The organism is Dyella sp., from assembly GCF_051962475.1.
In the GTDB taxonomy this organism is placed as follows: Bacteria; Pseudomonadota; Gammaproteobacteria; order Xanthomonadales; family Rhodanobacteraceae; genus Dyella_A.
Genome location: NZ_JBQCCF010000052.1, coordinates 1 through 26,469, shown reverse-complemented (window position 1 = coordinate 26,469; position 26,469 = coordinate 1). Strand labels below are relative to the sequence as shown.

Annotated in this window: 28 protein-coding genes; 18 read left to right on the top strand and 10 right to left on the bottom strand. The window is 66.1% G+C overall.

From position 1 onward, the window contains the following. The first annotated feature begins 263 nt into the window (after positions 1 to 263). The 5 genes from yajC to motB all read left to right on the top strand — a co-directional run bounded on the left by yajC (position 264) and on the right by motB (position 5,658). Positions 264 to 596, top strand: a complete 333-nt coding sequence (gene yajC, locus ACTHJF_RS11770; protein ID WP_440267267.1) for a preprotein translocase subunit YajC — start codon at positions 264 to 266, stop codon at positions 594 to 596. Positions 597 to 680: 84 nt separating this feature from the next. Further along, positions 681 to 2,561 (top strand): protein translocase subunit SecD, encoded by a 1,881-nt coding sequence (gene secD / locus ACTHJF_RS11765; RefSeq protein ID WP_440267266.1) that lies wholly within the window; start codon positions 681 to 683, stop codon positions 2,559 to 2,561. 139 nt (positions 2,562 to 2,700) lie between these two features. Continuing rightward, a complete protein-coding gene (secF, locus tag ACTHJF_RS11760) occupies positions 2,701 to 3,669 on the top strand; it encodes a protein translocase subunit SecF (RefSeq protein WP_431636163.1) in 969 nt (322 codons plus the stop codon). 145 nt (positions 3,670 to 3,814) lie between these two features. Beyond that, positions 3,815 to 4,684 (top strand): flagellar motor stator protein MotA, encoded by an 870-nt coding sequence (motA, locus tag ACTHJF_RS11755; protein WP_440267265.1) that lies wholly within the window; start codon positions 3,815 to 3,817, stop codon positions 4,682 to 4,684. Next, positions 4,681 to 5,658, top strand: coding sequence for a flagellar motor protein MotB (gene motB / locus ACTHJF_RS11750; protein WP_440267264.1), 978 nt, complete (start codon positions 4,681 to 4,683; stop codon positions 5,656 to 5,658). Before motA ends, motB begins: the two co-directional genes overlap by 4 nt. A 409-nt stretch (positions 5,659 to 6,067) precedes the next feature. On the opposite strand, the gene murU is transcribed toward motB, so the two are convergent. The 4 genes from murU to ACTHJF_RS11730 form a co-directional block, all read right to left on the bottom strand. Beyond that, the gene (gene murU / locus ACTHJF_RS11745) at positions 6,068 to 6,763 is read right to left on the bottom strand and encodes an N-acetylmuramate alpha-1-phosphate uridylyltransferase MurU (protein WP_440267263.1); all 696 of its coding nucleotides are present in this window, start codon (positions 6,761 to 6,763) and stop codon (positions 6,068 to 6,070) included. Next, on the bottom strand, positions 6,760 to 7,782 hold the full coding sequence (locus ACTHJF_RS11740) for an aminoglycoside phosphotransferase family protein (protein ID WP_440267262.1): 1,023 nt from the start codon (positions 7,780 to 7,782) through the stop codon (positions 6,760 to 6,762). The genes murU and ACTHJF_RS11740 overlap by 4 nt, the downstream gene beginning before the upstream one ends. A 176-nt stretch (positions 7,783 to 7,958) precedes the next feature. After that, complete coding sequence (locus tag ACTHJF_RS11735; protein WP_440267261.1) at positions 7,959 to 9,284, bottom strand: ammonium transporter; 1,326 nt, start codon at positions 9,282 to 9,284, stop codon at positions 7,959 to 7,961. Continuing rightward, positions 9,274 to 9,612: a P-II family nitrogen regulator gene (locus ACTHJF_RS11730; RefSeq protein WP_404630988.1), complete on the bottom strand. Its 339-nt coding sequence runs from the start codon at positions 9,610 to 9,612 to the stop codon at positions 9,274 to 9,276. Before ACTHJF_RS11730 ends, ACTHJF_RS11735 begins: the two co-directional genes overlap by 11 nt. Positions 9,613 to 9,851: 239 nt before the next feature. Between ACTHJF_RS11730 and ACTHJF_RS11725 the strand changes: the two genes are divergently transcribed. From ACTHJF_RS11725 to ACTHJF_RS11695, 7 genes are all read left to right on the top strand, one after another. Further along, complete coding sequence (locus ACTHJF_RS11725) at positions 9,852 to 10,310, top strand: SUF system Fe-S cluster assembly regulator (protein WP_440258060.1); 459 nt, start codon at positions 9,852 to 9,854, stop codon at positions 10,308 to 10,310. Next, a complete protein-coding gene (sufB, locus tag ACTHJF_RS11720) occupies positions 10,307 to 11,773 on the top strand; it encodes a Fe-S cluster assembly protein SufB (protein WP_440267260.1) in 1,467 nt (488 codons plus the stop codon). Before ACTHJF_RS11725 ends, sufB begins: the two co-directional genes overlap by 4 nt. Positions 11,774 to 11,947: 174 nt before the next feature. Continuing rightward, the gene (gene sufC, locus ACTHJF_RS11715) at positions 11,948 to 12,715 is read left to right on the top strand and encodes a Fe-S cluster assembly ATPase SufC (RefSeq protein WP_440267259.1); all 768 of its coding nucleotides are present in this window, start codon (positions 11,948 to 11,950) and stop codon (positions 12,713 to 12,715) included. Further along, positions 12,712 to 14,022, top strand: a complete 1,311-nt coding sequence (gene sufD, locus ACTHJF_RS11710; RefSeq protein WP_440267258.1) for a Fe-S cluster assembly protein SufD — start codon at positions 12,712 to 12,714, stop codon at positions 14,020 to 14,022. Before sufC ends, sufD begins: the two co-directional genes overlap by 4 nt. Before the next feature lie 92 nt (positions 14,023 to 14,114). Next, on the top strand, positions 14,115 to 15,356 hold the full coding sequence (locus tag ACTHJF_RS11705) for a cysteine desulfurase (protein WP_440267257.1): 1,242 nt from the start codon (positions 14,115 to 14,117) through the stop codon (positions 15,354 to 15,356). Between the two features lie 302 nt (positions 15,357 to 15,658). Further along, positions 15,659 to 16,549, top strand: a complete 891-nt coding sequence (locus ACTHJF_RS11700; RefSeq protein ID WP_440267256.1) for an acyltransferase — start codon at positions 15,659 to 15,661, stop codon at positions 16,547 to 16,549. 262 nt (positions 16,550 to 16,811) lie between these two features. Further along, positions 16,812 to 18,803, top strand: coding sequence for a tetratricopeptide repeat protein (locus ACTHJF_RS11695; protein ID WP_440267255.1), 1,992 nt, complete (start codon positions 16,812 to 16,814; stop codon positions 18,801 to 18,803). A 252-nt stretch (positions 18,804 to 19,055) separates the two neighbouring features. Here the strand turns inward: ACTHJF_RS11695 and ACTHJF_RS11690 are convergent, their stop codons facing one another. Further along, positions 19,056 to 19,427 (bottom strand): YciI family protein, encoded by a 372-nt coding sequence (locus ACTHJF_RS11690; protein WP_440267254.1) that lies wholly within the window; start codon positions 19,425 to 19,427, stop codon positions 19,056 to 19,058. Between the two features lie 330 nt (positions 19,428 to 19,757). On the opposite strand from ACTHJF_RS11690, the gene ACTHJF_RS11685 reads away from it, so the two are divergent. Next, positions 19,758 to 21,557 carry an amidase gene (locus tag ACTHJF_RS11685; RefSeq protein ID WP_440267253.1) on the top strand — a complete coding sequence of 600 codons (1,800 nt, stop codon included), beginning with the start codon at positions 19,758 to 19,760 and terminating at the stop codon, positions 21,555 to 21,557. An 11-nt stretch (positions 21,558 to 21,568) separates the two neighbouring features. On the opposite strand, the gene ACTHJF_RS11680 is transcribed toward ACTHJF_RS11685, so the two are convergent. Beyond that, positions 21,569 to 21,859, bottom strand: coding sequence for a HigA family addiction module antitoxin (locus tag ACTHJF_RS11680; RefSeq protein WP_440267252.1), 291 nt, complete (start codon positions 21,857 to 21,859; stop codon positions 21,569 to 21,571). A 136-nt stretch (positions 21,860 to 21,995) separates the two neighbouring features. Here ACTHJF_RS11680 and ACTHJF_RS11675 point away from each other — a divergent pair, with 136 nt between their 5' ends. Genes ACTHJF_RS11675 through ACTHJF_RS11660 form a run of 4 tightly spaced genes read left to right on the top strand, consistent with a single transcriptional unit; the run spans position 21,996 to position 23,338 of the window. Next, positions 21,996 to 22,274 (top strand): type II toxin-antitoxin system RelE/ParE family toxin, encoded by a 279-nt coding sequence (locus ACTHJF_RS11675; protein ID WP_440267251.1) that lies wholly within the window; start codon positions 21,996 to 21,998, stop codon positions 22,272 to 22,274. Positions 22,275 to 22,288: 14 nt separating this feature from the next. After that, the gene (locus ACTHJF_RS11670; protein WP_440258078.1) at positions 22,289 to 22,588 is read left to right on the top strand and encodes a HigA family addiction module antitoxin; all 300 of its coding nucleotides are present in this window, start codon (positions 22,289 to 22,291) and stop codon (positions 22,586 to 22,588) included. After that, the gene (locus ACTHJF_RS11665; RefSeq protein WP_440267250.1) at positions 22,588 to 23,007 is read left to right on the top strand and encodes a hypothetical protein; all 420 of its coding nucleotides are present in this window, start codon (positions 22,588 to 22,590) and stop codon (positions 23,005 to 23,007) included. The genes ACTHJF_RS11670 and ACTHJF_RS11665 overlap by 1 nt, the downstream gene beginning before the upstream one ends. 31 nt (positions 23,008 to 23,038) lie before the next feature. Beyond that, positions 23,039 to 23,338 (top strand): hypothetical protein, encoded by a 300-nt coding sequence (locus ACTHJF_RS11660; protein ID WP_440267249.1) that lies wholly within the window; start codon positions 23,039 to 23,041, stop codon positions 23,336 to 23,338. 86 nt (positions 23,339 to 23,424) lie between these two features. Here ACTHJF_RS11660 and ACTHJF_RS11655 read toward each other — a convergent pair whose 3' ends face one another. Together ACTHJF_RS11655 and ACTHJF_RS11650 are read right to left on the bottom strand one after the other, a co-directional pair. Beyond that, positions 23,425 to 23,775, bottom strand: coding sequence for an HVO_A0114 family putative DNA-binding protein (locus ACTHJF_RS11655; RefSeq protein WP_440267248.1), 351 nt, complete (start codon positions 23,773 to 23,775; stop codon positions 23,425 to 23,427). Then, on the bottom strand, positions 23,772 to 24,038 hold the full coding sequence (locus ACTHJF_RS11650; protein WP_440267247.1) for a hypothetical protein: 267 nt from the start codon (positions 24,036 to 24,038) through the stop codon (positions 23,772 to 23,774). The genes ACTHJF_RS11655 and ACTHJF_RS11650 overlap by 4 nt, the downstream gene beginning before the upstream one ends. 674 nt (positions 24,039 to 24,712) lie before the next feature. Between ACTHJF_RS11650 and ACTHJF_RS11645 the strand changes: the two genes are divergently transcribed. Continuing rightward, on the top strand, positions 24,713 to 25,489 hold the full coding sequence (locus ACTHJF_RS11645) for a DUF2306 domain-containing protein (RefSeq protein WP_440267246.1): 777 nt from the start codon (positions 24,713 to 24,715) through the stop codon (positions 25,487 to 25,489). A 191-nt stretch (positions 25,490 to 25,680) separates the two neighbouring features. Here ACTHJF_RS11645 and ACTHJF_RS11640 read toward each other — a convergent pair whose 3' ends face one another. Both ACTHJF_RS11640 and ACTHJF_RS11635 read right to left on the bottom strand, forming a co-directional pair. Next, positions 25,681 to 25,968 (bottom strand): hypothetical protein, encoded by a 288-nt coding sequence (locus tag ACTHJF_RS11640; protein WP_440267245.1) that lies wholly within the window; start codon positions 25,966 to 25,968, stop codon positions 25,681 to 25,683. Beyond that, entirely contained in the window at positions 25,965 to 26,381 is a 417-nt protein-coding gene (locus ACTHJF_RS11635) for an XAC0095 family protein (protein WP_440267244.1), read from the bottom strand. The genes ACTHJF_RS11640 and ACTHJF_RS11635 overlap by 4 nt, the downstream gene beginning before the upstream one ends. Between the last annotated feature and the right edge of the window lie 88 nt (positions 26,382 to 26,469).

Genomic DNA, 26,469 nt, shown 5'->3' with positions numbered 1-26,469 from the left:
ACGTGCGGCGGGCTGACGCGCAGCCTTCGGGGGGAGGCCGACACTCGATCCTGCGGGCGATGCCCGTGCCCTGGCCGGCCGGGGAACTTCCCGCCCCAAGCCGCTTACCAAAAGCGCGCCGCTTGCAAACCCGGCCGCCTGCCGCCATGCAGGGACGCGTGAAGCTCCCGTGCATGCCTTGGGGGCGCATGGCATAATCCAAGACCTTTTTCCTGGTGCGGGCGGAAATTTCCTGTCCATGCCGCTACTTGCAGGATGAAACGATGAGTCTTCCGATGTCCCTCATGCTGGCCCAGGCGGCTCCCGCCGCCGCGCCGGGAAACCCGCTTTTCAGCTTCCTGCCGCTGATCGCGCTGTTCGTCATCTTCTATTTCCTGATGATCCGCCCGCAGATGAAGCGCCAGAAGGAGCACCGCAACATGGTGTCCGCGCTGGCCAAGGGCGACGAGATCGTCAGCAATGGCGGCATCGCCGGCCGCGTCGAGGAGGTGGGCGAGAGCTTCCTCACCGTCGAGATCGCGCCGAACGTGAAGGTGCGCGTGCAGAAGGGCGCCGTGTCGCAGGTGCTGCCCAAGGGCTCGCTGAAGTCGGCTTGATATCCACGGCGCGCCCAGGTGGCGCGCCGTTCTCGTTTTCGACGTTACGCCGCCCGACGTGCGCGGCTTTGATGGATGCAAGGCATGAGTGATTTCCCCCGCTGGAAATACGCGCTGGTTGCGCTCGTATTGGTGTTCGGCATCGTTTACGCATTGCCCAACGCCTTCCCGCCGGTGCCGGCAGTGCAGGTGCAGGCCAGCCACGCGGCACCGCTGGATGCCACCGTTCAGCAGAAGGTGGCCGATGCGCTGAAGCAGCAGAACATCGCCTACACCGGCCTGGCGATCGATGGCGACCACCTGGTGGCCAACTTTGCCAACGCCGACGTGCAGGCCAAGGCCTCGGACGTAATCAAGGCGGCGCTGGGTGACAACTACACCGTGGCGCTGAACCTCGCGCCCACCGTGCCGGGCTGGCTGCGTGCGATCCACGCCAAGTCGATGCCGCTGGGCCTGGACCTGCAGGGCGGTGTGCACTTCCTGATGGCGGTGGACCAGGACAGCGTGATCGACAAGCAGGAAGAGCGTTACGCGGACGACATCCGCAACCTGCTGCGCCAGAAGAACATTCGCTACGACTCGGTGGTGCGTGCCGCCACCCGCGGTCAGGGCATCAATATCGCCCTGCGCTCGGATGCCGACCGCAACGCGGCGGCCACGGCGATCGCCAACGAGTACCCCGACCTCAACGTCAACAACGGCGACAGCACCGGCGACCGTTTCATGCTGAGCGCCGTGGTCAAGCCGCAGAAACTGCGACAGCTGGCGCTCGATGCAATCCGACAGAACGTGGGCACGCTGCGCAACCGCGTCAACGCGCTGGGCGTGTCCGAGCCGGTGATCCAGCAGCAGGGCGAGAACCAGATCGTGGTGGAGCTCGCCGGCATGCAGAACCCGGCCGAGGCGAAGAAGGTGATCGGCGCCGTGGCCACGCTGGAATACCACCCGGGTATCGGTTTCCCCGGTGACCCGCAGGCAGTGGAAGCGGACCGCAGCAAGAACGTGCCGCCGAACGCGCGCCTGTACTACGAGCGCGGCACCCACCGTCCGGTGCTGGTGAGCAAGCAGATCATCGTCAGCGGCGATCAGCTGGCCGATGCCTCCTCCGGCACCGATCAGCAATCCGGCATGCCCAAGGTGGACGTCACGCTCACCGCGGCCGGCGCCAAGAAGATGCTGGACTTCACCAGCAGCAACGTCGGCAAGCCGATGGCGGTGGTCTACGTGGAGCGCGTCACCGACACCAAGATGGTCGACGGCAAGGAAGTGCGTACGCCGCGCATCACCGAGGAGGTGATCAGCGACGCCACCATCCAGGGCGTGTTCGGCAAGCAGTTCCAGACCACCGGCCTGTCCAGCCCGAAGGAAGCCTCCGAGCTGGCGCTGCTGCTCAAGGGTGGCTCGCTGGCCGCGCCGGTGGACATCGTTTCCGAATCGGCGCTGAGCCCGAGCCTGGGTCAGGACAACATCAACAAGGGCTTCAAGGCCGTGATGCTGGGTCTGGCGCTGGTGCTGCTGGCCGCGGCGATCTACTACAAGCTGTTCGGCCTGGTGGCGGACATCGCGCTGTTCTTCAACCTGGTGATCCTGCTGGCGGTGATGTCGCTGATCGGCGTCACGCTCACCATGCCGGGCATCGCCGGTATCGTGCTGACGCTGGGCATGGCGATCGACGCCAACGTGCTGATCTGCGAGCGCATCCGCGAAGAACTGCGCAACGGCTCGACCCCGCACGCGTCGATCCGCGCCGGCTACGAGAAGGCCTGGGCGACCATTCTGGACGCCAACGTCACCCACCTGATCGCCGCGCTGGCGCTGACCACGATGGGCTCGGGCCCGATCCGCGGCTTCGGTATCACGCTGCTGATCGGCATCCTGACCTCGATGTTCACCTCGGTGACCGTCACGCATGCCATCACCGCGCTGATCCACGGCCACCGCAAGCTCAAGACGCTGTCAGTGTAGTTGTTGTGCCGCCGGTCGCCCCTTGTGGGCGGCCGGCGACTCGCCCGGGCCGGCATGTGTCCGATCCGGGCTCCGCGCAGCGGATGGGTCCGCCGCGCGCCCGGCCATCCATGGCCGGAATCCCCTGAAGGAATGTTTCATGGAAATCTTCAACCACAACGCCAACGTCAACTTCCTGGGCATGCGCAAGTTCAGCATCGGCTTGGCCGTGCTGTTGATGCTCGCCTCGATCGGCCTGATCTTCACCAAGGGGCTGAACTACGCGCTGGACTTCACCGGCGGTATATCGGTGGAAGTGAGCTACCCGCAGCCCACCGACGTGGGCCAGGTGCGCGCGGCGCTGCAGAAGCACGGCTTCGAGAACCCGCTGGTGCAGAGTCTGGGTGGCTCGCGCCAGATGTCGATCCGCCTGCAGGCCAAGGAAGACACCGCCAACGCCGCCGGTAACGCCAGCAGCTCCACCGCCGCCGACAAGGTCGCCAACGACGTGCTGGCAGCGCTTAAGACCGAGCAGCCCGGCGTGGTGATGACCAGCCACAGCTTCGTCACCTCGGCGGTGGGCGACGAGGTGAAGAGCGACGGCTCGATCGCCGCGATTTTCGTGATCATCGGCATCGGCCTGTACCTGTGGATCCGCTTCGAGCGCCGCTTCGCGATCGCCGCGCTGGTTACCGAGGTGCATGACGTGCTGGTAACCCTGGGCGTGATCGCCCTGGTGCAGCGCGAGTTCGACCTCACCGTGCTGGCCTCGGTGCTGGCGGTGATCGGCTACTCGATCAACGACAAGGTGGTGGTATTCGACCGCATCCGTGAACTGTTCCGCCTTGCCCGCAAGGCCGAGCCGGAGGAGATCCTCAACCGCTCGATCAACACCACGCTGTCGCGCACCATCATCACCTCGCTGTTCACCGGCATCACCATGGCCGCGCTGTACTTCATCGGCGGTCCGGCGGTGGAAGGCTTCGCGGTGACGATGCTGATCGGCATCGTGGTCGGCACGCTCTCGTCGATCTTCGTGGCCAGCCCGATCCTGCTGTGGCTGGGCGTGTCGAAGAAGGACCTGATGCCCGTGACCAAGGAAAACCCGGAGCTGGCGCGCCGCCCGTAAGCGCTGTGCCACTGCGATGAAAAGCCCGGCCTTGGCCGGGCTTTTTTTTGGCTGTCGGGCGGCGGCGGCTCCTCAACTTTCCGTCGGCTGCGCCGATAGAGCCCGTGTTGCAGAAACCGATTTCTCTCACGAGGCGCCCCACCCCATGATGGCCATCATCGGTACGCTCGTCGTTCTTGTCTGCGTGACGGGCGGCTACCTGTTGTCCCACGGCCACCTGCTGGCGCTGTGGCAGCCCTATGAACTGCTGATCATCGGCGGCGGTGCGCTGGGTGCCTTCCTGATCGCCAATCCCGCGGCCATTGTGAAGAAGTCCTTCATGGGTGCGCTGGGTTTGGTCAAGGGGCCGACCTACAAGCAGCAGGATTACGTCGACCTGCTATCGCTGCTGTACGACATCTTCAGCGTAGCCCGAAAAGAGGGCCTGCTGGGCCTGGAGCAGCACATCGAGGATCCGCAGGCGAGCCCGATCTTCTCCGCCTATCCGCGGCTGGTGCGCGAGCACCACCTGATCGAGTTCCTCACCGACTGCCTGCGCCTGATGGTCAGCGGCAGCATGAACGCGCACGAGCTCGAACCGCTGCTCGACTTCGAACTGGAAACCCACCATCGCGAGGCCGAGGCGCCGGCGATGGCCGTGGCCAAGGCGGCTGACGCGCTGCCTGGCTTCGGTATCGTGGCGGCGGTGCTCGGCATCGTCACCACCATGTCACAGCTCACCGGCGACACCTCGCAGATCGGCGAACACATTGCCGGCGCGTTGGTCGGCACCTTCCTTGGCATTCTGCTGTGCTACGGGTTCATCGGGCCGCTGGGTTCGGCCATGGAGAACCGCGTGCAGGAGGATTCGCGTGCCTTCGAGTGCGTCAAGGTAGCGCTGATCGCCAATCTGCGCGGTTACAACCCCAAGGTGGCGGTGGAGTTCGCGCGCAAGTCGCTGTCGGCGCAGGCGCGCCCGAGCTTCAGCGATTTCGAGGCCCATCTGAAGGATGGCCGCGCAGGAGCGACGCGGTGAGCGGGGGCGACGACTCCGACTCGGTCATCGTCGTTCGACGCATCAAGCGCGTCACCGGGCACGGCCATCACGGCGGCGCGTGGAAGGTGGCCTATGCCGACTTCGTCACCGCGATGATGGCGTTCTTCCTGGTGATGTGGCTCATCGGCGTGGGCACACGCGAGCAGCGCGCGGCGATCTCCGAGTATTTCAAGAACCCCAGCGCCGATCCCGGCACCGCCACCGTGGCGCCGCCGGGCAAGATGGGGCCGGGCGGGGCGAGCGACAGCGCGATCCAGCTCGGTGGCGCGATGGACCTGCCGCGCGGCAAGGGCGACGATCGCCGCAGCGCGCCGCCAGCCTCGTCGAAAGAGGCCATCGAGAAACAGGCGCGGGCGCAGGAAAAGGCGCGTCTGGAAGAACTGATGAGTCAGCTCAACGCGGCTATTCAGAGCAGCCAGGCGTTGGCGCCATTCAAGGACCAGCTGTTGCTGGACATCACCTCCGAAGGCCTGCGCATCCAGATCGTCGACAAGAAGAACCGCCCGATGTTCGACACCGGCAGCGCGCGGCTGAAGGATTACACCGTGGACATCCTCCACGAGCTCTCCGGCTTCATCAATCGCGTGCCGAATCCGATCAGCATCTCCGGCCACACCGACGATGCGCCGTATTCCAGTGACCACACCTACGGCAACTGGGAGCTCTCCGCCGACCGTGCCAACGCGGCGCGCCGCGCGCTGATCGAGGGTGGGCTGCAAGACAGCAAGATCGCCCGCGTCGTGGGCCTGGCTGCCTCGGTGCCGTTCGACAAGAACCATCCAAGTGCGGCGATCAACCGGCGCATCAGCATCGTGGTGATGACGCAGCAGGCCGCTGACGCGGCCAAGTCACCCGAGCTGGGCAGCAAACTCCCCCCGCTGCCGCCACCCATCCGTGGCGCCGACAACGGCGGCGCCACGCTGACCGCACCGCCGCCGAACAAGGCGATCTGAGCCGCCGCCGACACAGCCCGCGCCGCTGCCTCCACCGCGCCTCTGTAGGAGCCCGCTCGCGGGCGATGCTCTTCGCTCTGGAGCGGCATTAGAAGCGAAAGCATCGCCCGCAAGCGAGCTCCTACAAGGGCGCGTTGATGTCAGGCATCCCCCCAGCCATCACTGCTCTCCTGTAGGAGCCCGCTCGCGGGCGATGCTCTTTGCTCTGGAACGGCATTAGAAGCGAAAGCATCGCCCGCAAACGAGCTCCTACAAGGGCGCGTTGATGCCAGGCATCCCCCCAGCCATCACTGCTCTCCTGTAGGAGCCCGCTCGCGGGCGGTGCTCTTCGCTCTGGATCGACGATACAAACGAAGGCACCGCCCGCGAGCAGGCTCCTACATCGGGTGCGGGGCGATCGCGGTGTTGCTCAGCGCAGCTGCGCGTCCAGGGCGGCTAGGCGTTCGGGGGTGCCGACGTCGGTCCAGGCGCCTCGATGATGGATGCCGTCGATCTCGCCGCGTTGCATGGCGGCGCGCAGCAGCGGCGCCAGGGCGAAGCGCGGCGGGCGACCGGGTTCGTTCGGCGAGGCGAGTGCCTGCCAGCCTTCCAGCACGCTGGCGCGATACACGCCGACGCCGGCGAAGGTGAGCTTCGGCTCGCCCGCGTCGTGCAGGCGTCCGGCCGCGTCCAGTGTGAAATCGCCCACGGGGTGGTGGGCGGGGTTGTCCACCATCACCAGCTGCGCCGCGCCGCGCGGTTCGGCGGGCAGGCTGGCGAAGTCGAGATCGGTCCAGATGTCGCCGTTGATGGCTAGGAAGGGTTCGGGCCCCAGCAGCGGCAGCGCGTTGAGCATGCCGCCGCCGGTTTCGAGCGAGGTGGGGCCCTCATAGGCGTAGCGGATGCGCAGGCCCCAGCGCGAGCCGTCGCCCAGCGCTTCGGGAAACTGCTCGGCCAGGTGCGAGGTGTTGATCACCACGTAGTTCACGCCGAGCGCGGCGAGCTTTTCCAGATGCCAGGCGATCAGCGGTTTGCCGCCGGCCACCAGCAGCGGCTTGGGCGTGCGATCGGTAAGCGGACGCATGCGCTCGCCCAGCCCCGCGGCGAAGATCAGCGCATGCCTCATGCCTCGGCCACCGCGCGGGTGAGATCGCGGTCGCCAGCGTAGCTGGCCAGCAGGTCGGCCAGTGGCTGCAGGGCGGGATAGCCGGCCGCCACGTCGATCACGTAGTCGAACACGCGCGGCAGATCGCCGAGATAACCGCGCTTGCCGTCGCGGTAATGCAACCGGCAGAAGATGCCCAGCACCTTGATATGTCGCTGCAGCCCGGTGAGGTCGAACCAGCGCAGGAACGTGGCCGTATCCACCGCCTCGTCGATCAGCCCGGCCTGCCGCAGTTGCACGCGGTAGCCCTCGGCCCAGGCCTCTACGCGCTCACGCGGCCAGGCGATGTAGCAGTCGCGCAGCAGCGAGGCGAGGTCGTAGGTGATCGGGCCGGCCAGCGCGCCCTGGAAATCGATGATGCCGGGGCTGCGCAGCGGCGCGTCGCTATCGATCACTAGCAGGTTGCGGCTGTGGAAGTCGCGGTGCACGAACACCGTCGGCTGCGCCAGCGCGTTGTCCAGCAGCACGGCAAACGCCCCGTCGAGCGTGGCGAGTTCGTCGTCGTCGAGCGTCACGCCCAGATGCCGGCCAAGAAACCACTCCGGCATGATCGCCAGCTCGCGCGCCAGAAAGGCGCGATCGTACGGCGCCAAGCCGTCGATGCCGCAGGCGGACTGCATGCGTAGCAGCGCGGCCAGGGCATCGTCGTAGAGCCGGTCCACCGTGGCGTTGGACAGCTCGGGCAGATACATCCGCGTACCGAGATCTTCGATCAGCAGAAAACCCCGTTCCAGATCGGCTGCGCGCACCTCGGGCACGTGCAGGCCAGCGCTCGCGAGCCGTTGTCCCAGCGCCAGCCACGGAGCTGGGTCTTCCAGCGCGGGCGGCGAGTCCATCACCACCCAGCTGCGGCTGGCGTGATGGGTGCGCCAGTAGCTGCGAAAGCTGGCATCGGCCGAGGCGTTTTCGAGCATCAGCGAGTCATCACCGAGGGTGCGGCGAAGCCAGGCGAGGCGTTCGGCGGCGCGATCAGTCGTCATGAGTGAAGAGGCAGCGGCGGAGCGAACAGTCTAGCGGAGCGTTTCGGGCGACATGAAGGCGGGCGGTTCCTGCGCTGGCCTTGGGGGAAGAGCATCGCGACTGAAGTTGCTCCTACAGGTGCGGGCTCCTGCAGGAGCGGCCTGGGCCGCGATGCTCTTGCACCTCGTCATGCCGCTCAGAGGTTGTACGCCCGCTCCTCGTGTTCGGACAGATCCAGGCCCACCTGCTCCTGTTCGGCATCCACGCGCAGGCCGATCGACAGGTCGAGCAGCTTGAGGATGGCGTAGCTCAGCGCAGCGCTCCACGCGATGGTGAAGCCCACACCCTTGGCCTGGATCCACAGCTGGCCGCCCAGCGAGGTGACGTTGCCGAAGCCGCCCAGCGTGGCCGCGGCCAGCGGGCCGGTGAGCAGGCCGCCGATGATGCCGGCGATGGCGTGCACGCCGAACACGTCGAGCGAGTCGTCGTAGCCGAGCTTGTTCTTGAGCTTCGTCGCAGTGAAGAAACAGGCCGCACCGGCGATCAGTCCCAGCACCAGCGCGCCACCCGGGCCGCAGGTGCCCGAGGCCGGCGTCACCGCCACCAGTCCGGCCACCGCACCGGATACCGCGCCCAGCACGCTGGGCCGCTTGTGCACCAGCCACTCCACCGCGGTCCAGCCGATCACGGCGCCGGCGGTGGCGATCTGCGTCACCAGCATCGCCATGCCGGCGCTGCCGTTGGAAGCTACCGCCGAGCCCGCGTTGAAGCCGAACCAGCCCAGCCACAGCAGACTGGCGCCGATCACCGTGTAGCCGAGGTTGTGCGGCGGCATCGGCGTGGTCGGGTAGCCCTTGCGCTTGCCGATCACCAGGCAGGCCACCAGGCCGGCGATGCCGGCGTTGATGTGCACCACGGTACCGCCGGCGAAATCCAGCACGCCCAGGTCGCCCAGCAGCGAGCCCGGGCCGCTCCACACCATGTGTGCCATCGGCAGGTAGACGAAGGTCAGCCACAGGCCGCTGAACCACAGCAGCGCGCTGAACTTCATGCGTTCGGCGAAAGCGCCGATGATCAATGCCGGCGTGATGATGGCGAAGGTGAGCTGGAACATCACGAACACGCTTTCCGGCACCGTGTTGTAGAGCGAGTCCGGCTTGAGCCCGGCCAGCATGAAGCGGTCCAACCCGCCGATGATCGAGTGCAGGTCCACCTCGCCCGCGTGCATGCCGGTGGTGCTGAAGGCCAGCGAGTAGCCGTAGACCATCCACAACACGGTCACCAGTGCGGTGATCGCGAAGCACTGCATCAGCACCGACAGCAGGTTCTTCGCCCGCACCATGCCGCCATAGAAGAGGGCGAGGCCGGGGATCGTCATCAGCAGTACCAGCATGGAGGCGGTGAGCATCCAGGCGGTGTCGCCGCTGTCGAGTTTGGGCGTGGTGCCCTGGGCGAAGGCGGGCAGGGCGAACAGCATCCCGGCGACGAGGGCGAGCGGGCGGCGCAGGCGGTCAGAGCGCATCGGCGTCGACCTCCTGCGTGCGAATACGGATCACCTGCTCCAGGTCGAACACCATGATCTTGCCGTCGCCCACCTTGCCGGTGCGCGCGGTCGAACTGATCGCCTCGATCGCCCGCTCGGCCTGCTCGTCGCTCACCGCGATCTCTATCTTCAGCTTGGGCAGGAAATCCACCACGTACTCGGCGCCGCGGTACAGCTCGGTGTGGCCGTGCTGGCGGCCGAACCCCTTCACCTCGGTGACGGTCATGCCCTGCACGCCGGCCTCGGCCAGCGCCTCGCGCACCTCGTCGAGCTTGAACGGTTTGATGATCGCGGTGATCCACTTCATGGCGTGCCTTGCTCCCCGTGCGGCCGTAGTTTGTTGCAGCACAGCAGGTTGCGTGCCACGGGCGGACTTCGGCGCGCGATCGTTGCGGGGCAACGTTCCAGCGGGTTCCGCAAGGCGATCACGCGCGCTGGCGGTGCGGCGGATTGCCCGCTGATGGTGCAATCCGGCTGTCGCGCCGCGTTTGACCCGGGAACCGTTAATCCGTACCATTTTGGTCTTGATTAGATGGACGGGCCGCCATGCTCCGTGTCAGCCGACTCACCGACTACGCCACCGTCGTGATGACCTGCATCGCCGGCCACCCGGACAGCGTGCTCTCCACCGCCCAGATCGCCGACGAGACGCACCTGGAGCTCCCCACGGTGAGCAAGCTGCTGAAGTCGCTCGGCCACGCGGGCCTGGTCGAGTCGTTCCGCGGCGTCAACGGCGGTTACCGCCTGGCGCGTCCGGCCAGCGCGATCAACCTGGCCGAGATCGTCGAGGCCATGGAAGGGCGCATCGGCATGACCGAGTGCGGCACCGACGGCCAGTGCGAGCGCGAGTCGCAGTGCGGCGTGCGCGGCAGCTGGCGACAGATCAACCACATCCTGGACAACGCCCTGCGTGGCGTGAGTCTGGCCGACATGCTGCAGCCGCCGGCACCGCCGGCGCTGGCAACCATCGCCATCAGCGAGATCAAGGGCAGGACCATCGCATGAGCCGCCAAATCAGCGAAACCGCCGTGCCAGCCGACAACGCCGAGGTGATCGAGGCGCTGGGTCGCCGCTACGCCGCCGGCTTCGTCACCGACATCGAAACCGACTATCTGCCGCCGGGCCTGGACGAAGGTACCGTGCGCGCACTCTCCGCGCGCAAGGGCGAGCCGGAGTGGATGACCGAGTGGCGCCTCAAGGCGTATCGCCACTGGCTCACCATGCCTACGCCGGACTGGGCCAAGCTGAAGGTGCCGGCTATCGACTACCAGGCGATCAGCTACTACGCCGCGCCGAAGAAGGCGCCCAAGTCGCTGGACGAGGTCGACCCCAAGCTGCTGGAAACCTACGAGAAGCTCGGCGTGCCGCTGCACGAGCGCGCCAAGCTGGCCGGCGTGGCGGTGGACGCGGTGTTCGACTCGGTCTCCGTCGGCACCACCTTCCGCAAGGAACTGGCCGAGGCCGGCGTGATCTTCTGCTCGATCAGCGAGGCGATCCGCGAGCATCCCGAGCTCGTGCAGAAATACCTGGGCAGCGTGGTGCCCGCGGGCGACAACTACTTCGCCGCGCTCAACTCGGCGGTGTTCTCCGACGGCTCGTTCGTGTTCGTGCCCAAGGGCGTGCGCTGCCCGATGGAGCTCAGCACCTACTTCCGCATCAACGCGATGAACACCGGGCAGTTCGAGCGCACGCTCATCGTCTGCGAAGACGACGCCCACGTCTCCTACCTGGAAGGCTGCACCGCGCCGCAGCGCGACGAGAACCAGCTGCACGCCGCCGTGGTGGAGCTGGTCGCGCTGGAGCGCGCCACCATCAAGTACTCCACCGTGCAGAACTGGTACCCCGGCGACGAGAACGGCGTTGGCGGTATCTACAACTTCGTGACCAAGCGCGGCGACTGTCGCGGCCACGATTCCAAGATCAGCTGGACCCAGGTGGAAACCGGTTCGGCGATCACCTGGAAATACCCCAGTTGCGTGCTGCGCGGCGACCGCTCGGTGGGCGAGTTCTACTCCGTCGCGCTCACCCATCACCATCAGCAGGCCGATACCGGCACCAAGATGATCCACCTGGGCCGCGACACCAAGTCGAAGATCGTCTCCAAGGGCATCTCGGCCGGCCGCAGCTCCAACAGCTATCGCGGCCTGGTGAAGGTGGAGAAGGGCGCTGACAACGCACGCAACTACACCCAGTGCGACTCCCTGCTGATCGGCAAGCAGTGCGGCGCGCACACCTTCCCGTACATGGAAGTGAAGAACCCGACCGCGATCGTCGAGCACGAGGCCACCACCTCGAAGATCTCCGACGACCAGCTGTTCTACTGCCTAAGCCGCGGCATCGGCGAGGAAGACGCCGTGTCGATGATCGTCGATGGCTTTTGCAAGCAGGTGTTCCGCGAGCTGCCGATGGAATTCGCGGTGGAGGCGAAGAAGCTGCTCGAGGTTTCGCTCGAGGGCGCCGTGGGCTAGGTCGACACCCGCACTCCCTCCGGACGTCATTCCCGCGAACGCGGGAATCCAATTTGACGCTGGCGGGCACAAGACACTGGATGACCGGCATCCGCCGCTGAAAACCACCTCCCGCGTTCGCGGGAATGACGCCGAGGCAGGGCCGAGGCGCGCGAAACAACTGGATATCCCATCATGCTCATCATCGAAAACCTCCACGCCCGCGTCGAAGGCAAGGAAATCCTCAAGGGCCTCAGCCTTACCGTGAAGCCGGGCGAGGTGCACGCCATCATGGGCCCGAACGGCGCCGGCAAGTCCACGCTGGGTAATGTGCTGTCCGGACGCGAGGGCTACGAGGTCACCGCCGGCTCGGTCACCTTCAACGGTGTCGATCTGCTGGCAATGGAGCCGGAGGAGCGCGCTGCCGCCGGCGTGTTCCTGGCCTTCCAGTACCCGGTGGAAATCCCCGGCGTGAATAACACCTACTTCCTGCGCACCGCGCTCAATGCGCAGCGCAAGGCGCGCGGCGAGAAAGAGCTCGACTCCATGGCCTTTCTCAAGCGGGTGCGCGAGAAGCTCAAGGACATGCAGATCTCCGACGAGCTGCTGCACCGCGCCGTCAACGAGGGCTTTTCCGGCGGCGAGAAGAAGCGCAACGAGATCTTCCAGATGGCCGTGCTGGAGCCCAAGCTCGCCATCCTCGACGAGACCGACTCGGGCCTGGACATCGACGCGCTCAAGCAGGTCGCCCACGGCGTCAACGCGCAGCGCTCGCCCGAACGCGCCATGCTGATGATCACCCACTACCAGCGCCTGCTCGACTACATCGAGCCGGATTTCGTGCACGTGCTGGCCGACGGTCGCATCGTGGAAAGCGGCGACAAGACGCTGGCGCTCAAGCTCGAAGCGCAAGGCTACGCCTGGCTGCGCGAGCACGGCGAGCCGGCGGGAGCCTCGGCATGAGCCAGGCGGCGGCCGCCACACCCTTCGTCGCTTCGCAGCGCGACGCCGAGCTGCCGCACAGCGGCATCGGCTGGCTGGATGCGGCCCGGCGCGAGAACCTCAACAGTTTCCTCGCCGCCGGCCTGCCCGACACGCGGGTGGAGGCGTTCAAGTACACGGCGCTGCGCGCGCTGGGCCAGCGCAGCTTTGTGCTCGGCGATGCACACATCGCCACGCGCGTGGTCGATCCGGCCACGCTGCAACTGCCGGGTGCCGATGGCGCGCGATTGGTGTTCGTCAACGGTGCGCTGCGGCTGGATCTGTCGTCGCTCGACGCCTTGCCCGCGGGCTTGAGTCTGCTGCCGCTGTCGCAGGTACTGGAGACTGAATCCGAGCCGCTGCGCTTCGCGCTGGCGCGCCATTATCGCGAGCCGGCCGATGCGTTCGCCCAGCTCAACGCGGCGTTCGCCAGCGAGGGCGTGGTGCTGCGCGTGGCGGCGGGTGCGCAGATTGCCGAGCCGGTGCAGCTGTGTTTCGTGGGCGCCGCCGCCGAAGGCGACGTGGCCTGGCATCTGCGCCACGTGATCGAGCTGGGCGAGGGCGCTTCGCTCTCGCTCATCGAGCATCACGCCACCTGCGGCGCGCACGCGCACCTGGGCACGTCTTTGGCCGACGTGATGGTCGGCGAGCGTGCCCGCCTGCAGCACGTCACCGTGCAAGCCGCGGCCGAAGGCAGTGCCCTGGTGCGCCGTACCGTTGTGCAGATGCGGGCCGGTGCTCACGCCACGCTGCACGCGCTGGAGCTCGGCGCTGGCCTGAGCCGCCACGAGTTGCAGGTGGAGCTGGCCGGCGATGGCGCCAGACTCGAAACGCGCGGCGCGTTCGTGCTGCACGGTCGCCAGCATGCGGACACGCAGATGCTGGTGCGTCACACCGCAAGACACACTGCGTCGGATTCGCTCTGGCGCGGCGTCGCCGATGACCGCTCGCGCGGCGTGTTCCGCGGTGCCATCTACGTCGCCCCCGGCGCCGACGGCAGCGACGCGGCGCTGAGCAACAAGAACCTGCTGCTGTCTGCCAGCGCCGAGATCGATACCAAGCCCGAGCTGGAGATCCACGCCGACGAAGTGAAGGCCGCGCACGGTGCCACGGTCGGCCAACTCGACCCGCGCGCGCTGTTCTATCTGCGTTCGCGCGGCATCCCCGAAGCCCAGGCGCGGGCCATGCTCACCGCCGCGTTCTGCCGCGCCGTGCTCGACGATCTGCCGAACGAGGCGCTGCGCGAACATCTCTCCGAGGTGGTAGCCCAGCATCTCCCGCAAGACTGACGGTTCACCCCTCTCCTCCGGGAGAGGGGTGGGGTGAGGGACAACCTTGCCGGAAACCGAAAGAGCATCGCAGCCAACCCATCGGACACGCCATGAACGCCGCTGCCAAAGCACCTGCCTTCGACATCCAGCGCATCCGCGCCGACTTCCCGCTGCTGTCGCGCACGGTGCACGGCAAGCCGCTGGTGTATTTCGACAACGCCAACACCAGCCAGAAACCGGCCTGCGTGATCGAGGCGGTCGATCAGCACTACCGCCTGCACAACGCCAACGTGTCGCGTGCCGTGCACCTGCTCGGCGAAGAGGCCACCACGGCCTACGAAGGCGCGCGCGACAAGTTGGCGAAGTTCATCAACGCCACCTCGCGCAACGAGCTGGTGCTCACCTCCGGCACCACCCAGGCCACCAACCTTGTGGCCTACAGCTACGCGCTGCCGCGCCTGCAACCGGGCGACGAGATCCTCACCACGGTGATGGAGCACCACGCCAACATCGTGCCGTGGCAGCTGGTCGCCCGGCGCGCCGGCGCCACGGTGAAGGCCGCGCCGATCGACGCGCGCGGCGAGCTGATCGTCGAGCGCTTCGTCGAGATGCTCACGCCGGACGTGAAGCTCGCCTGCGTCACCCACGTCTCCAACGTGCTCGGCACGGTCAACCCGATCCGCGAGATCGCCCGCGAATGCCGCAAGCGCGGCATTGCGCTGCTGGTCGACGGCTCGCAGGCGGTGCCGCATCGCCCGGTCGACGTGCAGGCGCTGGGCTGCGATTTCTACGCCTTTACTGGCCACAAGATGCTCGCGCCCACCGGCACCGGCGCGCTGTGGGCGAAGAAGGAGCATCTCGCCGACATGCCGCCGTTCTTCGGCGGCGGCGAGATGATCCGCGAAGTGCGCTTCGACGGCACCACCTTCGCCGAACCGCCGCACAAGTTCGAAGCCGGCACGCCGAACATTGCCGGCTTCGTGGGCCTGGGCGCGGCCATCGACTACTACCAGTCGCTCGGCTTCGAGGCGATCCACCCCCATGAGCAGATGCTGCGGGCCTACGCCACCGAGCGCCTGCGCGAGGTGCCGGGCCTGCGCATCTTTGGAGAGGCGGCGGAGAAGGAGCCGGTGATCTCGTTCCTGGTCGAAGGCGCCCAGGCGACCGATCTGGCCACCTTGCTCGACCTGCAGGGCGTCGCCGTGCGCTCCGGCCACCACTGCGCCCACCCGCTGATGCAGTTCTACGGCGTGCCCGCCACGCTGCGCGCCTCGCTGGCGTTCTACAACACGCGCGAGGAGGTGGATGCATTCGCCGAGGGGTTGGTGAAGGTGCGCAAGCTGTTGATGTGAGGCCGCGCACTTCGTGCTGCGTCCTCTCCCTCCCATCGTCATTCCCGCAAAAGCGGGGTCTCAACAGACGAACGTCTGGTCATCCATCTGACCCTTTGCCCGCGGAACCACATGGGAGCCCCGCTCGACCAGCCCGCATTGTTGATGAGCGCTTCATCAGGATGACGGGGGCGAAACCTTCGCGGCATCCGCGCCGATCCCGCTCCATCGAGCCGGAGGCAACGAGTTCGTCCCCCTGACCTCAGTCAAACCAACAAACCCACCGCCGCGCTACGCTGTCACCCACACACGACGGTCACCCCATGCTCGCCTCGCTACCCGCCTTCCTGCGCATCCCGCTCGCCATCGCGCTGCTGATCCTCAACACGATCGCGCACGTGCTGCCGCTGTTCGCGCTCACCTTCGTCAAGCTGCTGCTACCGGTGCACGGTGCGCGCGTGGCCCTGTCGCGCGCGCTGGTGGCCATCGCCGAGAGCTGGATCGCCGTCAACAGCGCCCTGTTCGACGTATTCACCCGCACGCAGTGGCGCATCGAGGGGCTCGAAGGCCTCAAGCGCGACGGCAACTACCTCGTACTGTGCAACCACCAGAGCTGGGTCGACATCCCGGTGCTGCAGAAGGTGTTCAACCGGCGCATCCCGTTCCTGCGCTTCTTCCTCAAGAGCCAGCTGATCTGGGTGCCGCTGCTCGGCCCCGCCTGGTGGGCGCTGGATTTCCCCTTCATGAAGCGCCACTCGCGCGAGCAACTGGCGAAGCATCCCGAGCTGGCCGGCAAGGACCGCGAGACCACCCGCAAGGCCTGCGAGAAATTCCGCCACATGCCCGTGTCGGTGATGAACTTCGTCGAAGGCACGCGCTTCACCCGCGCCAAGCACGACGCCCAGGGCTCGCCCTACACCCACCTCCTTCGCCCCAAGGCCGGCGGCGTCGCCTTCGTGCTCGATGCGATGGGCGAGGGCCTGCATGCCATCGTCGACGTCACCATCGTCTACGCCCAGGGCGCCGGCTCCATGATGGATCTCATCGCCGGCCGCGTGCGGGACATCCGCGTGCACATCCGCCAGCGCGTCATCGATCCGGCCTTGCGCGGCGACTACGAGAACGATGCCGCCTTCCGCGAGCGCTTCCAGGCGTGGGTCAATGCGCTGTGGGCGGAGAAGGATGCCGAAGTTGAGCGGCTGCTGGATGTTTGAGATGCAGCGTCGATAAGCATCGGTGCTCATTCGCCTTTGATGATGTGGTGATGGCGATGCTCCGACAGCCTTCAGATTGCGTGAGCAAGGGGAAGCGGCTGGTCTGGCCATGAGCTGACAGCTTGAACGGACCGTACTCGAAATGTCGCGGCGCTTTCGCTGGTTTGCGATAACGCCAAAAGTTGGGCTGCTCTTGCAGTACTGGCCGCTCATGGGCAGGCTGTGGCGCATCGGTTTAGGACATAGATGCAGGGCGATAGGGATGTTTGGATTTTTCAAAAAGCGCAAGAACCCGCCGATCACGCCACCTGCGCGACCCGCGCCCCCATCAGTGTCCAAGTTGGCGACAGAGCAGCGGTTAGTCTCCGTTGTCGACGCCTACGGACGCTCGTTCCAAATACCTCTGGAGCAGTGGCGGCGCGACATACTGAAACCTAATCTCGATGCCAAGTGGGACGACCCCGAAAGCCTTTATTCCCTTGTCATCTCTGCCCTCAGAGATGACTTGGCTCTCGATGTCGAGCGAGCCAGCGCTAGGCTGATGGACATTGATCCGCTGGTTGAGCGGGGATTCGTTACTCGGGCAATCGTTCAGCTAAAACTCGGGCGCATCCAAGATGCTGGGGCAACACTTCGTCAGGCGATAGCCAAGATCGGCGAGACGGGAGTTCTGTTGACCAACCAGGCCAAGGTCATCAGCGCAGAGGGGCACCAGGCTCTGGCTATGTCCACCTTGGACCGCTCTCTCGAACTTGACCCCAATCAAGACAATGGGCTGGGCTGGCGGGTGGCTGAGCTGACCGAGGCCGCTGGGGCGGATGTGGCGCAAGCCTATTTGCGCACCATGGCAGAACGTCCCGACGCGTGGCGGCCACAACTCCTGCTAGGCCAGCGAGCCATCGAGGCGGGTGCGCGGGAAGATGGACTCGCCTGGTTTGACCAAGCGCTCAACCGAGCGCCCCACGGCGCAGACGTGATGCTGGCAGTGAGCGGAGAGCTCGGCAAAAAGGGCTTGCTCAATGACCTTGTCCAGCGTGTGGCCCCGCTTTATGACGAGCGCCGCGACGACATTCGGGTTGGTTACAACTTGCTGCAGGCCTATGCGGAGTTGGGCGATGCGTCGACCGGGCGCGATTTGCTGGAGCGACTGTTTGCCCTGAGGCAGCCTGCCTTTACCCAACACCTGCAGTACTACTCCAAGACCTTCGACGATATGACCGCGCAGGCACCGAAGGCTCTGAGCCACGAGCCTGAAATCTCCATCATGCAGATGAAGCTGCCACCCTGGTTGCTCGGCATGCAGGACATGGAGTGGGCCGCACCACTCCGGGGCCAGGATCGCCCTCGCATTGTGCTTCTTCCTCTGGCAGCGATCGACGACTCCCCGGCAGGCTTTGCCCGGAGTGGCCGAGAAGACGAGCTAGGCCGTCTGTCGCGAGGACTGCCCTTGTTTCTCTTGGAGCAACTGGTCTATTGCAGTGACCTGGATGTCACCCTGAACTTGCCCGTCGCCGATGGTCATAACTTGGTTCTGTTTGGATGTGCGGCTGGGGATGAGGAACTCGAATTCTTGGCGCAGGATTTCGACTGGGCCGTCGAAGGCGAAGTTACCCACATCAACGACGGTTTCAAGATCGTCTGCCGACTGAGACGGCTCAGTGACCTTTCGACGCTCAAGCGTGTGGAGCGGAGCTTCATAGAGCAAGGAATTGGAGAAGCCCTGACGGGCATTTCGGGGGAGGTCTTGGCGGCGATAGGGAGTTACACGTCGTCGTCTATCGAACCCCGGGTCCCGATGTATGCGCTCCCGGCCATTCATGCGAACGAGTATCTCAGTGCCTTGGGGCAGTATCTGGCGCTGACCTTGGCGGGTTCCGCCAACGCACGGGACTCTCTCTACGGTGAGCGCAACATCTACGGCTGGCTGCAGACCTTGGCTGTGACCGTCCCTGACAATGAGGCGTCCCAGTTCATGTATTTTACCGCGCTCGCCAAGGGCCGCCGCATGAACTCGCCCATCATTGATGAGTTTGAGCGACCCGCTGTACAGCGCATAGGGGAACTAGTTCGCGCCGGACGCTACTCGGCAAGGTTGTTGCCGCTCCTGGCCGCGACTTATCCCGACAACGCCGAGCTCGGCGACTTGCTAGCGTCGACAAAGCCGTTGGGGGACAACGCGTATTCCGCGTGGTGTGGCCGGCTGGCAAACGCATTTCCGGTGGTGCCGGTGCCACCTTCGAAGGCACCAACCTGACCATTCCTGCACGCGCTGACTGAACCGACCGTCCGCGCCGGTCTCCCGCGATCCGTTCGCTTACACCTATCGAGCTGGGATAGGTGCGGCCGGAACCCGTTTCTGAGTTGTGCGCAGCGGGTCGATCGCTGTCATGGGCGGCTCTTACAGCCAAGCAGGCGCTGATACCAGTGCGATGATCAGCCAAGCCGATACGGTGCCCGTCCGTGGAGAAGAGAGCCAAGGTGCACTTGAGTGCTGGCATCCCCCCCCTCACGGCTCCAGATAAAACTCGATCGGAATCAACTCCACCGCCCAGTCCCCTTCTTCCCCGATCTGCGCGGCCGGATGCATGGCGGCGATGCGTAGGGCTTCGTCGTGGCTGTCCGCCTCGATGATGAACAGGCCGCCCACCACTTCCTTCGACTCGATGTACGGCCCGTCGGTGATCTGCGTCTTGCCGCCACGCGCGCGCAGCGTACGCCAGTTCTCCAGATCGCCCAGCGAGGCGGACACCTGCACCTTGCCGGTGGCGCGCATCTTCTCGTCCAGCGCCGGGCACTGGCTCACGATCGCCTTGACCTGTTCCGGCGCCAGCGCGGCGAATTTTTCCGGGGTGAAGTAGGCGAGGCCGAGGTATTTCATGGGAGGTCCTTTGCGGTGGGAATGCATTGACGACGAAGCGCCTGGCCGTAAATCGACAGCCGCCGTGCACGACCTGTAGCGGGTCCCGGCTGGTTTGTCCGTTTTGAGTCATCAGCTAACGGCCGGAGCGTCCCTGATGGCGGCGTCAGCCCGGCGCAAAAACCTGCATCGGCGCAACCAACCACCTCACCTAAGTCGAGTTGTGCGCGCCCCGGCGCTCGTTCACAGTGAGCAGCCGTTCCGGCCCGTCCGGACGCCGCCCGCGCGTTGCGCGCGCCGGCACCAGCATCGACAGCAACGCGCTCCTGCTGGAGCGCATCGGGGAGAACCATGAAGACTCGTCGTGATTTCCTTACCCAGGCGCCGCTCGGCCTGCTGGGTGCCGTGGTCGCCGGTGGCGCGCTGGCGCAGGCCGGCGAAACCACCACGCCGCCGCCCGGCTCGCCCGGCGCGTTCAACACCGCGCCGCCGGTGGGCCCGAAGCTCACCACCGCCACCTTCGCCGAGGCGGAGAAGCTGCAGCAGGTGACGATGACCGAGGCGCAGCGCGCCATGGCCGTGGCCAATTGGCCCACCTCCATGGCCGCCCTGCTGGAGCGCCGCACCGGTCCGCGCAAGGTCGCACTGGAAGAGGGGCTGGCACCGGCCACCACCTGGTTCCCGGCGATGGGGCGCGCACACGTGGGCCCCGCGCACGATCGCTTCATGCCGTCCAAGGTCGCCGCCACGCCGCTGCCGGCGAAGGACGAGGACATCGCCTTCGCCTCCGTCGCCCAGCTCGGCGAGTGGATCCGCGCGCGCAAGCTCACCTCCACCCGGCTCACCAAGATCTACCTCGACCGCCTCAAGCGCTTCGACCCCCAGCTGCGCTGCGTCATCACCCTGTGCGAAGAGCACGCGCTGAAGCAGGCCGCGCAGGCCGACAAGGAGATCGCCGCCGGCCATTACCGCGGCCCGCTGCACGGCATGCCGTGGGGCGCGAAGGATCTGCTCGACACCGCCGGCATCGCCACCACCTACGGCGCAGAGCCGTTCAAGGATCGCGTGCCCAAGGACGACGGCGCCGTCACCCGCAAGCTCAACGAAGCGGGCGCCGTGCTGGTGGCCAAGCTCAGCCTGGGCGCGCTGGCGCTCAACGACATCTGGTTCGGCGGGCAGACCATGAACCCGTGGCTGCCGCAGGAAGGCTCCTCCGGCTCCAGCGCCGGCCCGGCCTCGGCCACGGCGGCGGGCCTGGTGGCCTTCGCCATCGGCAGCGAAACCCAGGGCAGCATCATCAGCCCGTGCATGCGCTGCGGCACCACCGGCCTGCGCCCCACCTACGGCCGCGTGCCGCGCACCGGCGCCATGACGCTGTGCTGGACGATGGACAAGCTCGGCCCCATTGCCCGCTCGGTGGAGGACACCTTGCTGGTGCTCAACACCATCCGCGGCACCGATCCGGGCGACAGCGCCAGCGTCGCCGCGCACCTGGACTACGACGCGGGCGCGTCGATCAAGGGCCTCAAGGTCGGTTACTTCCCCGGCTGGATGAAGGAAGCCCCGGCCACGGATCTCGACCGCGCCGCGCTCGACCAGCTGCGCGCACTCGGCCTGATACCCACCGAAGTGGCGCTGCCCGACTGGCCCTACGACGACCTCAACCTGCTGCTGTTCGCCGAAGCGGGTGCTGCGTTCGAGGAACTCACGCTCACCGGCCGCGCCGACCTGCTCAGCGAGCAGACGCCGGACGGCTGGCCCAACCTGTTCCGCGAATCGCGCTTCCTCTCGGCGGTGGACTTCGTGCAGGCCGACCGCCTGCGCCGCAAGGTCGCCAAGGAAATGGAGCGCGTGATGGGCGAGGTCGACCTGCTGCTGGTGCCGTCGCTGCGCGACGAGATGATGGTGATCTCCAACATGACCGGCCAGCCCTCGCTCACCCTGCGCACCGGCTTCGTCGAAGTGAACCAGGTACGCAGCGACTGGGCACCCGATCCCAAGCACCCGCGCCCGATGCTGGCCAAGCCGCAGCGCGTGCCTTATGGCGTCACGCTGGTCGGCCGCCTGTTCGAGGAAGGCACGCTGGGCCGCGTCGGTCGCGCGCTGGAGGCGAAGGTGAACGTGGCCAGCCAGCGTCCGCCGGGGTTCTGAAGCGGCGACCTTTACGCGGCAATGCGCTCGATACGGTCGACGGCTTTCCCCAGCGCCCGATGGGCTTCTTCCAGGTCGTAGTCTGCCTGGAGCCCGAGCCAGAACCGTTCGCTCGTTCCCAGCGCAGCGGCCAGGCGCACGGCGGTATTCGCCGTGACGCCACGCTTGCCGAGCACAATCTCGTTGATGCGGCGCGGCGGTACACCGGCGGCACGCGCCAGGGCGTTCTGGCTGATGCCCATGGGCATCAGAAACTCCTCGAGCAACACTTCGCCGGGATGGATGTTGGGCAGTTTCTTCATGATCAATTCGTCAGCGTCAGTGGTAATCGACGATTTCCACGTCGTGGGCGTTACCGTCGCAGAGGCGCCAGAAATTGCCAAATAGGAGTCCTGGGCGAGCCTTTGAGTTTATCGTTTACCGATATACAATAAGGCCTTGATCAGGAGCTTCGCCGACAAGGATACGGCGGCCCTCGCCAATGGCGAGCGCGTACGCCGCTGGATCAACATCGAGAGCGTGGCCCGGCGCAAGCTGGCCCAACTCCATGCCGCCGCCACGCTGGACTTCATGCGAGTTCCGCCAGGCAATCGGTTGGAAGCCTTGAAGGGTGATCGCAGCGGGCAGCACAGCATCCGCATCAACGACCAGTTTCGTGTTTGCTTTGTCTGGAAGGATGGGGACGCCTTCGGCGTGCAAATCACGGATTACCATTGAAACGAGGTGACCCCATGGCCCGCAAGACCCTGCTTCCACCGGTACACCCCGGCGAGATCCTGCGCGAGGAGTTCATGAAGCCGTTCGGCCTTTCGGCCAATGCGCTGGCTACCGCCATTGGCGTCACCGCCGCCCGCGTGAACGAGATCGCTAATGAGCGGCGCGGCATCACCGCCGACACCGCCCTGCGGCTGGCCGCGTACTTCGGTACGGATGCCCAGAGCTGGATGAACCTGCAAAAGAACTACGAACTCGAATGTGCCCGCCGCGAGCTGGCCGCCGAACTGAAGCACATCCGGCCGCGTGCCGCGTGATGCCGGAGACTCCCGCACCATTCCCCCATGCCGCTGTGCTGGCCCGCCTCGGCGCCGGCGACTTCGCCGATCTGCCTGCGGAACTTGCCGACACGCCGCCAAAGCGCGAGGCGCTGCACGTGCTACTGAAAGCAAGCGAGGCCGTGCATCGCGCGGCGGTAAGCACCACCCAGGTGGCCGATGCGCTGCGTCGCGATCAGAAGTTCGTGCGGCCGGGGCCGCCATCGCCGCACCTGGTGCGCCTGCGGCAGCAGCAGGCGCAGGCGAGGCAGGCAACGAATCAGGCGCGGCAGGCGTTCATCGTGGCGGCGGATGGGTGGGTGCGGGTGTTTGGGCTCACCGTGCCGGCGCGCAAGAGCCTGGAAGTGTTTGCCGAGCAATGGCTGGTGGCGAATGCGCCACGCGATGGTTCACGTTGATCCCTGGCCCAATGCAGACACACTTTCGCCTATGAAAGACATCCTGGCAGCTACCGCGCTCTCGGCATTCGTTGTCGCCTGGTGCGTAGCTGTCATCGCTTGGTTCTCAGTCATCGTCTTCGCCGTCAAAGCGGCGCGGCGGGCCAAGCCGGGGGTCACACTTTGGGGGTGGGGAACGCTCTGGAATCCGGCAAACGCTCTGCTCAATCCGCAGTTGCTGACGCCCGAGGGGCTGGTCTATCGCCGGAAATGCTTCATCGCAATCGCGGTGTTTTTCGGCTGTGTGGGCGTTCCGCTTGTGGTAGCCGCAATCGCCGGTGCGCTGAAGTGATCGAAGGTGCCCGCTCGAACGAAGCGACCGTTGCGTAGCGGAAACTGACCCCGGTGTTAGCCGGGGCAATCTGCAACTCAATCGCTTCAAGCCGCCTTGATCACGAACTCGCTGGCGGTGACCACCGGGCGCACTGTTCGCAACTGCCGCCGCATCTCCACCAGGCCATAGCGCTCCATGGTCTTGAGCGTGCGCGACAGGTTGCTGGCAGCGCGGCCGGTGAATTCAGCCAGCTGCCGCAATGATTCGGGCTTCTGTTCACGGATGACACGCAGCAGGGCGCGATTCTCGTCGGACAGCACCTCGGCCAGCGAGCGCATGGAGGTGAACCAGATCTTCGGCTCGGTGGCGCGCGGCTGGTGCTCGCCGCGCGCAATGGCCAGGGCTCGCGCACGGATGGCCTGCTGGGGCGCGATGCCGATGATGATCTTCTTCAAGACGTCGTCTCCTCAAGTACGCGATCCACTTTGTGGAAGAAATCCTCAAGAAGCTGCTGGGCGCTCGTGAACTCATAAGGCACGCCCTTGTCGCGTGCGTGCCGATGGCGGTGGTCATAGGTGACTCGCCGTCCGGCGAACCGCTTCCGCTTCGGCGGTTTGACCGCATGAGCGTTATCGAAACCAAGCAGGCGCGTGCCGTAGCGATCATGCAGCGTCAGTGCGTAGCGCACGCCATGGGGTACGTGATCGCTGGCCTCCACGCGCCAGGCTTCGATCTTGATCCAATAGTCATGGCCTTGATCGTAGATTTCGCCATCGAGCGAAAGCAGTGTCTCAATCCCAGCATCTTCCTTGCCATAAAGATATCATCCGATGATAACTGAAAACAGCGCGATTCCGCGCAGCGAACTTCGTACGCGTGGTTCTCAGAGGTGACGCGGCGGGTTCACTCTCGCATGAGTAGCGAGTTGGCGATGTCATCCGTCTCCCACCCGCCCCCTCCCGAAATGCCTCTCAAACCGGCTGGACACCGATTTCGGTGCCCGGCGTAACGCGTAGCCGGGCAGGGGGCCGCCATGAGGCAAGCAGTACACCGGGTGTTACCGCGTGACGTGCGACGCGCCGCCCGACGGCAACCATTTGGGTGGCGCGAGGTTAGGTGCCGTCTTCCTCACGTACGCCGGGTTGCAAGACGAGCGGCGGCTCCGGCCGCTGCGGGGTATCGATAACGTACCTCGCTCGATGGAGTGTCCCGCGCAGGCTTGGCTCGCTCGCCCGGGAATGCAAAGCTGTGGACAGCGCACAGTGCGCCGAGGGGATGTCCATGACGGAAGCGACGGCGGCTGGTTCGGGGGCGCGCAGGCTGCGTCCTCGGGGGAGGGGCGATGCCAGCCCGACCTTCGATATGCCGCAACGCGCTGGCGGACTACGCGCCATGCATTCGGCCGCCGCCGCGTGGTGGGCGGTCGCGGTCGTCGGTCATTGGGTCTTCGGGCTCTACATGCTGCTCGCCTATGGTGCTGCCAGTTTGCGAGGCGACACCGCGGCGTGGAACCGGGTATGGCCGACGGGATACGTGACGGGGCAGCCCTGGGGCAATGGTGTGGTTGCCGTGCACGTGCTGCTGGCGGCGGCGGTGGCGATGCTCGGCCCGCTGCAACTGGTACCGATGTTGCGTCGCCGGGCAAGGTGGTTTCACCGATGGAACGGGCGGGTGTACGTGGCCGTGGCCATGGTCGTCGGCGCCGCCGGTTTGGTGATGCTGGCCGAGGGGCGCTCCCTGGTGGGGGCGTCGCAGAACTTAGGCGTCGCCATCAACGGTGTGCTGCTGCTGCCGTGCGCCGCCATGGCATGGCAGCGAGCCCGCGCGCGGGACTTCGTCGGCCATCGGCGCTGGGCGCTGCGCCTGTTCGTGCTTGCCGCGGGTGTGTGGCTTTTTCGCATCGGGCTGGCGGGCTGGATCGCCGTCAACGCAGGTATCGTCGGCTTCGATCCCCGCACCATGCAGGGGCCGGCACTCACGGCACTGGGCATGGCCGAGTGGGTGGCGCCGCTGCTGGTGCTTGAAGCCTATCTGCGTGCCGAGGCGGCGTCCGCCGCGCTCTGGCGTTACGCCGTGACCGTCATGCTGTTCGCCGCCACCGTCGTGACGGCTTACTGCGCCTATCGCGCCACCATCGGCATGTGGTGGCCGGCGATGCATATCGCGTGAGGAAACCGACAGCGAACGTCTGTCGCTTTGCGTGCCTACTCCCGTATAGCGGGTGAGCACCACGGAGGGTCCGCTCGCAGGCACGAATGTCAGCCGACATTTGAATCGAAACGCGTGTCCATGCGAGCCGGGGCACCGATGTCGGTGCCCCGGCGTAACGCATCGACGGGCGGGAGCCGCCATGACGCCCGCTAGTGATACATCGGCTGCGGCTGCGCGGTGTACCACGTACTGCTCGATGGCAAGGGCTCGGGCAGCGCGAGGTAGGCGGCTTCCTCCTCACGCACCCCGGGTCGCACCACGAGCGGCGGCTCCAGCCGCTGTTCGTAATAGATGTTGTCGACGATGCCGCGCAGCACGCCCACATCACGATAGATGGCGTCGCCCATTACCGTGAGCGTGGCTTCCGAAAGCTCAGCATGATCGCTGCAGACCACCACATTGCCAAGGGCGCGGAGGCTGCCGAGCAGCAGGTTCATCTCGTCGATCTGGCTGAGGGTGACACCTGCGACGTAGCGGATGGACGCCTCGTTGTCGCCGGCTCGACGACGTACGGTTCCTCGGCAACCTTGTCCGTGTCCGCGGCCTCTCCTTCTGCATCTGACTCCGCATCCGCGGCCGCCTTGGGTGCCTCCACCGGTTCGCCACGCTCCCCCGGCCAGGAGAGTTCGTCCAGCACCAGCCCTATCTGCTCCTCGATCAACTCAAAGCAGATCGCCACCTCGCCCGGGCGAATCTCGTTGTAGCACTCGCTGTCTTCGTCCGGCCGCCGAGGTCGGGCCAGGTTGGTGAGGAATCCCACGTACTCGCGCAGTTGCTTCAGCCGTAGCTGGGTGTCCTCCGGCAGGAAATAGCCGGTGACATACCGATCTTCCGAATCGATGGTCGACATGCTTGCCTCCTCGTTCCATGAAGTACCCGCACGCCGGGACGGCGACGGGAAGTCGGGAGGCTAGAAACCGCGTACAGACGGCGGGCGT

What these genes read in the sequence shown, in the direction of transcription:
- motA (WP_440267265.1), top strand. Translation starts at nt 3,815, where the DNA reads ATGATGGCCATCATCGGTACGCTCGTCGTTCTTGTCTGCGTGACGGGC.
- ACTHJF_RS11700 (WP_440267256.1), top strand. Translation starts at nt 15,659, where the DNA reads ATGCTCGCCTCGCTACCCGCCTTCCTGCGCATCCCGCTCGCCATCGCG.
- ACTHJF_RS11680 (WP_440267252.1), bottom strand. Translation starts at nt 21,859, where the DNA reads ATGAAGAAACTGCCCAACATCCATCCCGGCGAAGTGTTGCTCGAGGAG.
- ACTHJF_RS11735 (WP_440267261.1), bottom strand. Translation starts at nt 9,284, where the DNA reads ATGCGCTCTGACCGCCTGCGCCGCCCGCTCGCCCTCGTCGCCGGGATG.
- ACTHJF_RS11690 (WP_440267254.1), bottom strand. Translation starts at nt 19,427, where the DNA reads ATGAAATACCTCGGCCTCGCCTACTTCACCCCGGAAAAATTCGCCGCG.
- sufC (WP_440267259.1), top strand. Translation starts at nt 11,948, where the DNA reads ATGCTCATCATCGAAAACCTCCACGCCCGCGTCGAAGGCAAGGAAATC.
- ACTHJF_RS11730 (WP_404630988.1), bottom strand. Translation starts at nt 9,612, where the DNA reads ATGAAGTGGATCACCGCGATCATCAAACCGTTCAAGCTCGACGAGGTG.
- yajC (WP_440267267.1), top strand. Translation starts at nt 264, where the DNA reads ATGAGTCTTCCGATGTCCCTCATGCTGGCCCAGGCGGCTCCCGCCGCC.
- murU (WP_440267263.1), bottom strand. Translation starts at nt 6,763, where the DNA reads ATGAGGCATGCGCTGATCTTCGCCGCGGGGCTGGGCGAGCGCATGCGT.
- ACTHJF_RS11740 (WP_440267262.1), bottom strand. Translation starts at nt 7,782, where the DNA reads ATGACGACTGATCGCGCCGCCGAACGCCTCGCCTGGCTTCGCCGCACC.
- sufD (WP_440267258.1), top strand. Translation starts at nt 12,712, where the DNA reads ATGAGCCAGGCGGCGGCCGCCACACCCTTCGTCGCTTCGCAGCGCGAC.
- ACTHJF_RS11705 (WP_440267257.1), top strand. Translation starts at nt 14,115, where the DNA reads ATGAACGCCGCTGCCAAAGCACCTGCCTTCGACATCCAGCGCATCCGC.
- ACTHJF_RS11660 (WP_440267249.1), top strand. Translation starts at nt 23,039, where the DNA reads ATGAAAGACATCCTGGCAGCTACCGCGCTCTCGGCATTCGTTGTCGCC.
- sufB (WP_440267260.1), top strand. Translation starts at nt 10,307, where the DNA reads ATGAGCCGCCAAATCAGCGAAACCGCCGTGCCAGCCGACAACGCCGAG.
- ACTHJF_RS11725 (WP_440258060.1), top strand. Translation starts at nt 9,852, where the DNA reads ATGCTCCGTGTCAGCCGACTCACCGACTACGCCACCGTCGTGATGACC.
- secF (WP_431636163.1), top strand. Translation starts at nt 2,701, where the DNA reads ATGGAAATCTTCAACCACAACGCCAACGTCAACTTCCTGGGCATGCGC.
- ACTHJF_RS11670 (WP_440258078.1), top strand. Translation starts at nt 22,289, where the DNA reads ATGGCCCGCAAGACCCTGCTTCCACCGGTACACCCCGGCGAGATCCTG.
- ACTHJF_RS11665 (WP_440267250.1), top strand. Translation starts at nt 22,588, where the DNA reads ATGCCGGAGACTCCCGCACCATTCCCCCATGCCGCTGTGCTGGCCCGC.
- ACTHJF_RS11640 (WP_440267245.1), bottom strand. Translation starts at nt 25,968, where the DNA reads ATGAACCTGCTGCTCGGCAGCCTCCGCGCCCTTGGCAATGTGGTGGTC.
- ACTHJF_RS11635 (WP_440267244.1), bottom strand. Translation starts at nt 26,381, where the DNA reads ATGTCGACCATCGATTCGGAAGATCGGTATGTCACCGGCTATTTCCTG.
- ACTHJF_RS11645 (WP_440267246.1), top strand. Translation starts at nt 24,713, where the DNA reads ATGCATTCGGCCGCCGCCGCGTGGTGGGCGGTCGCGGTCGTCGGTCAT.
- ACTHJF_RS11685 (WP_440267253.1), top strand. Translation starts at nt 19,758, where the DNA reads ATGAAGACTCGTCGTGATTTCCTTACCCAGGCGCCGCTCGGCCTGCTG.
- secD (WP_440267266.1), top strand. Translation starts at nt 681, where the DNA reads ATGAGTGATTTCCCCCGCTGGAAATACGCGCTGGTTGCGCTCGTATTG.
- ACTHJF_RS11695 (WP_440267255.1), top strand. Translation starts at nt 16,812, where the DNA reads ATGTTTGGATTTTTCAAAAAGCGCAAGAACCCGCCGATCACGCCACCT.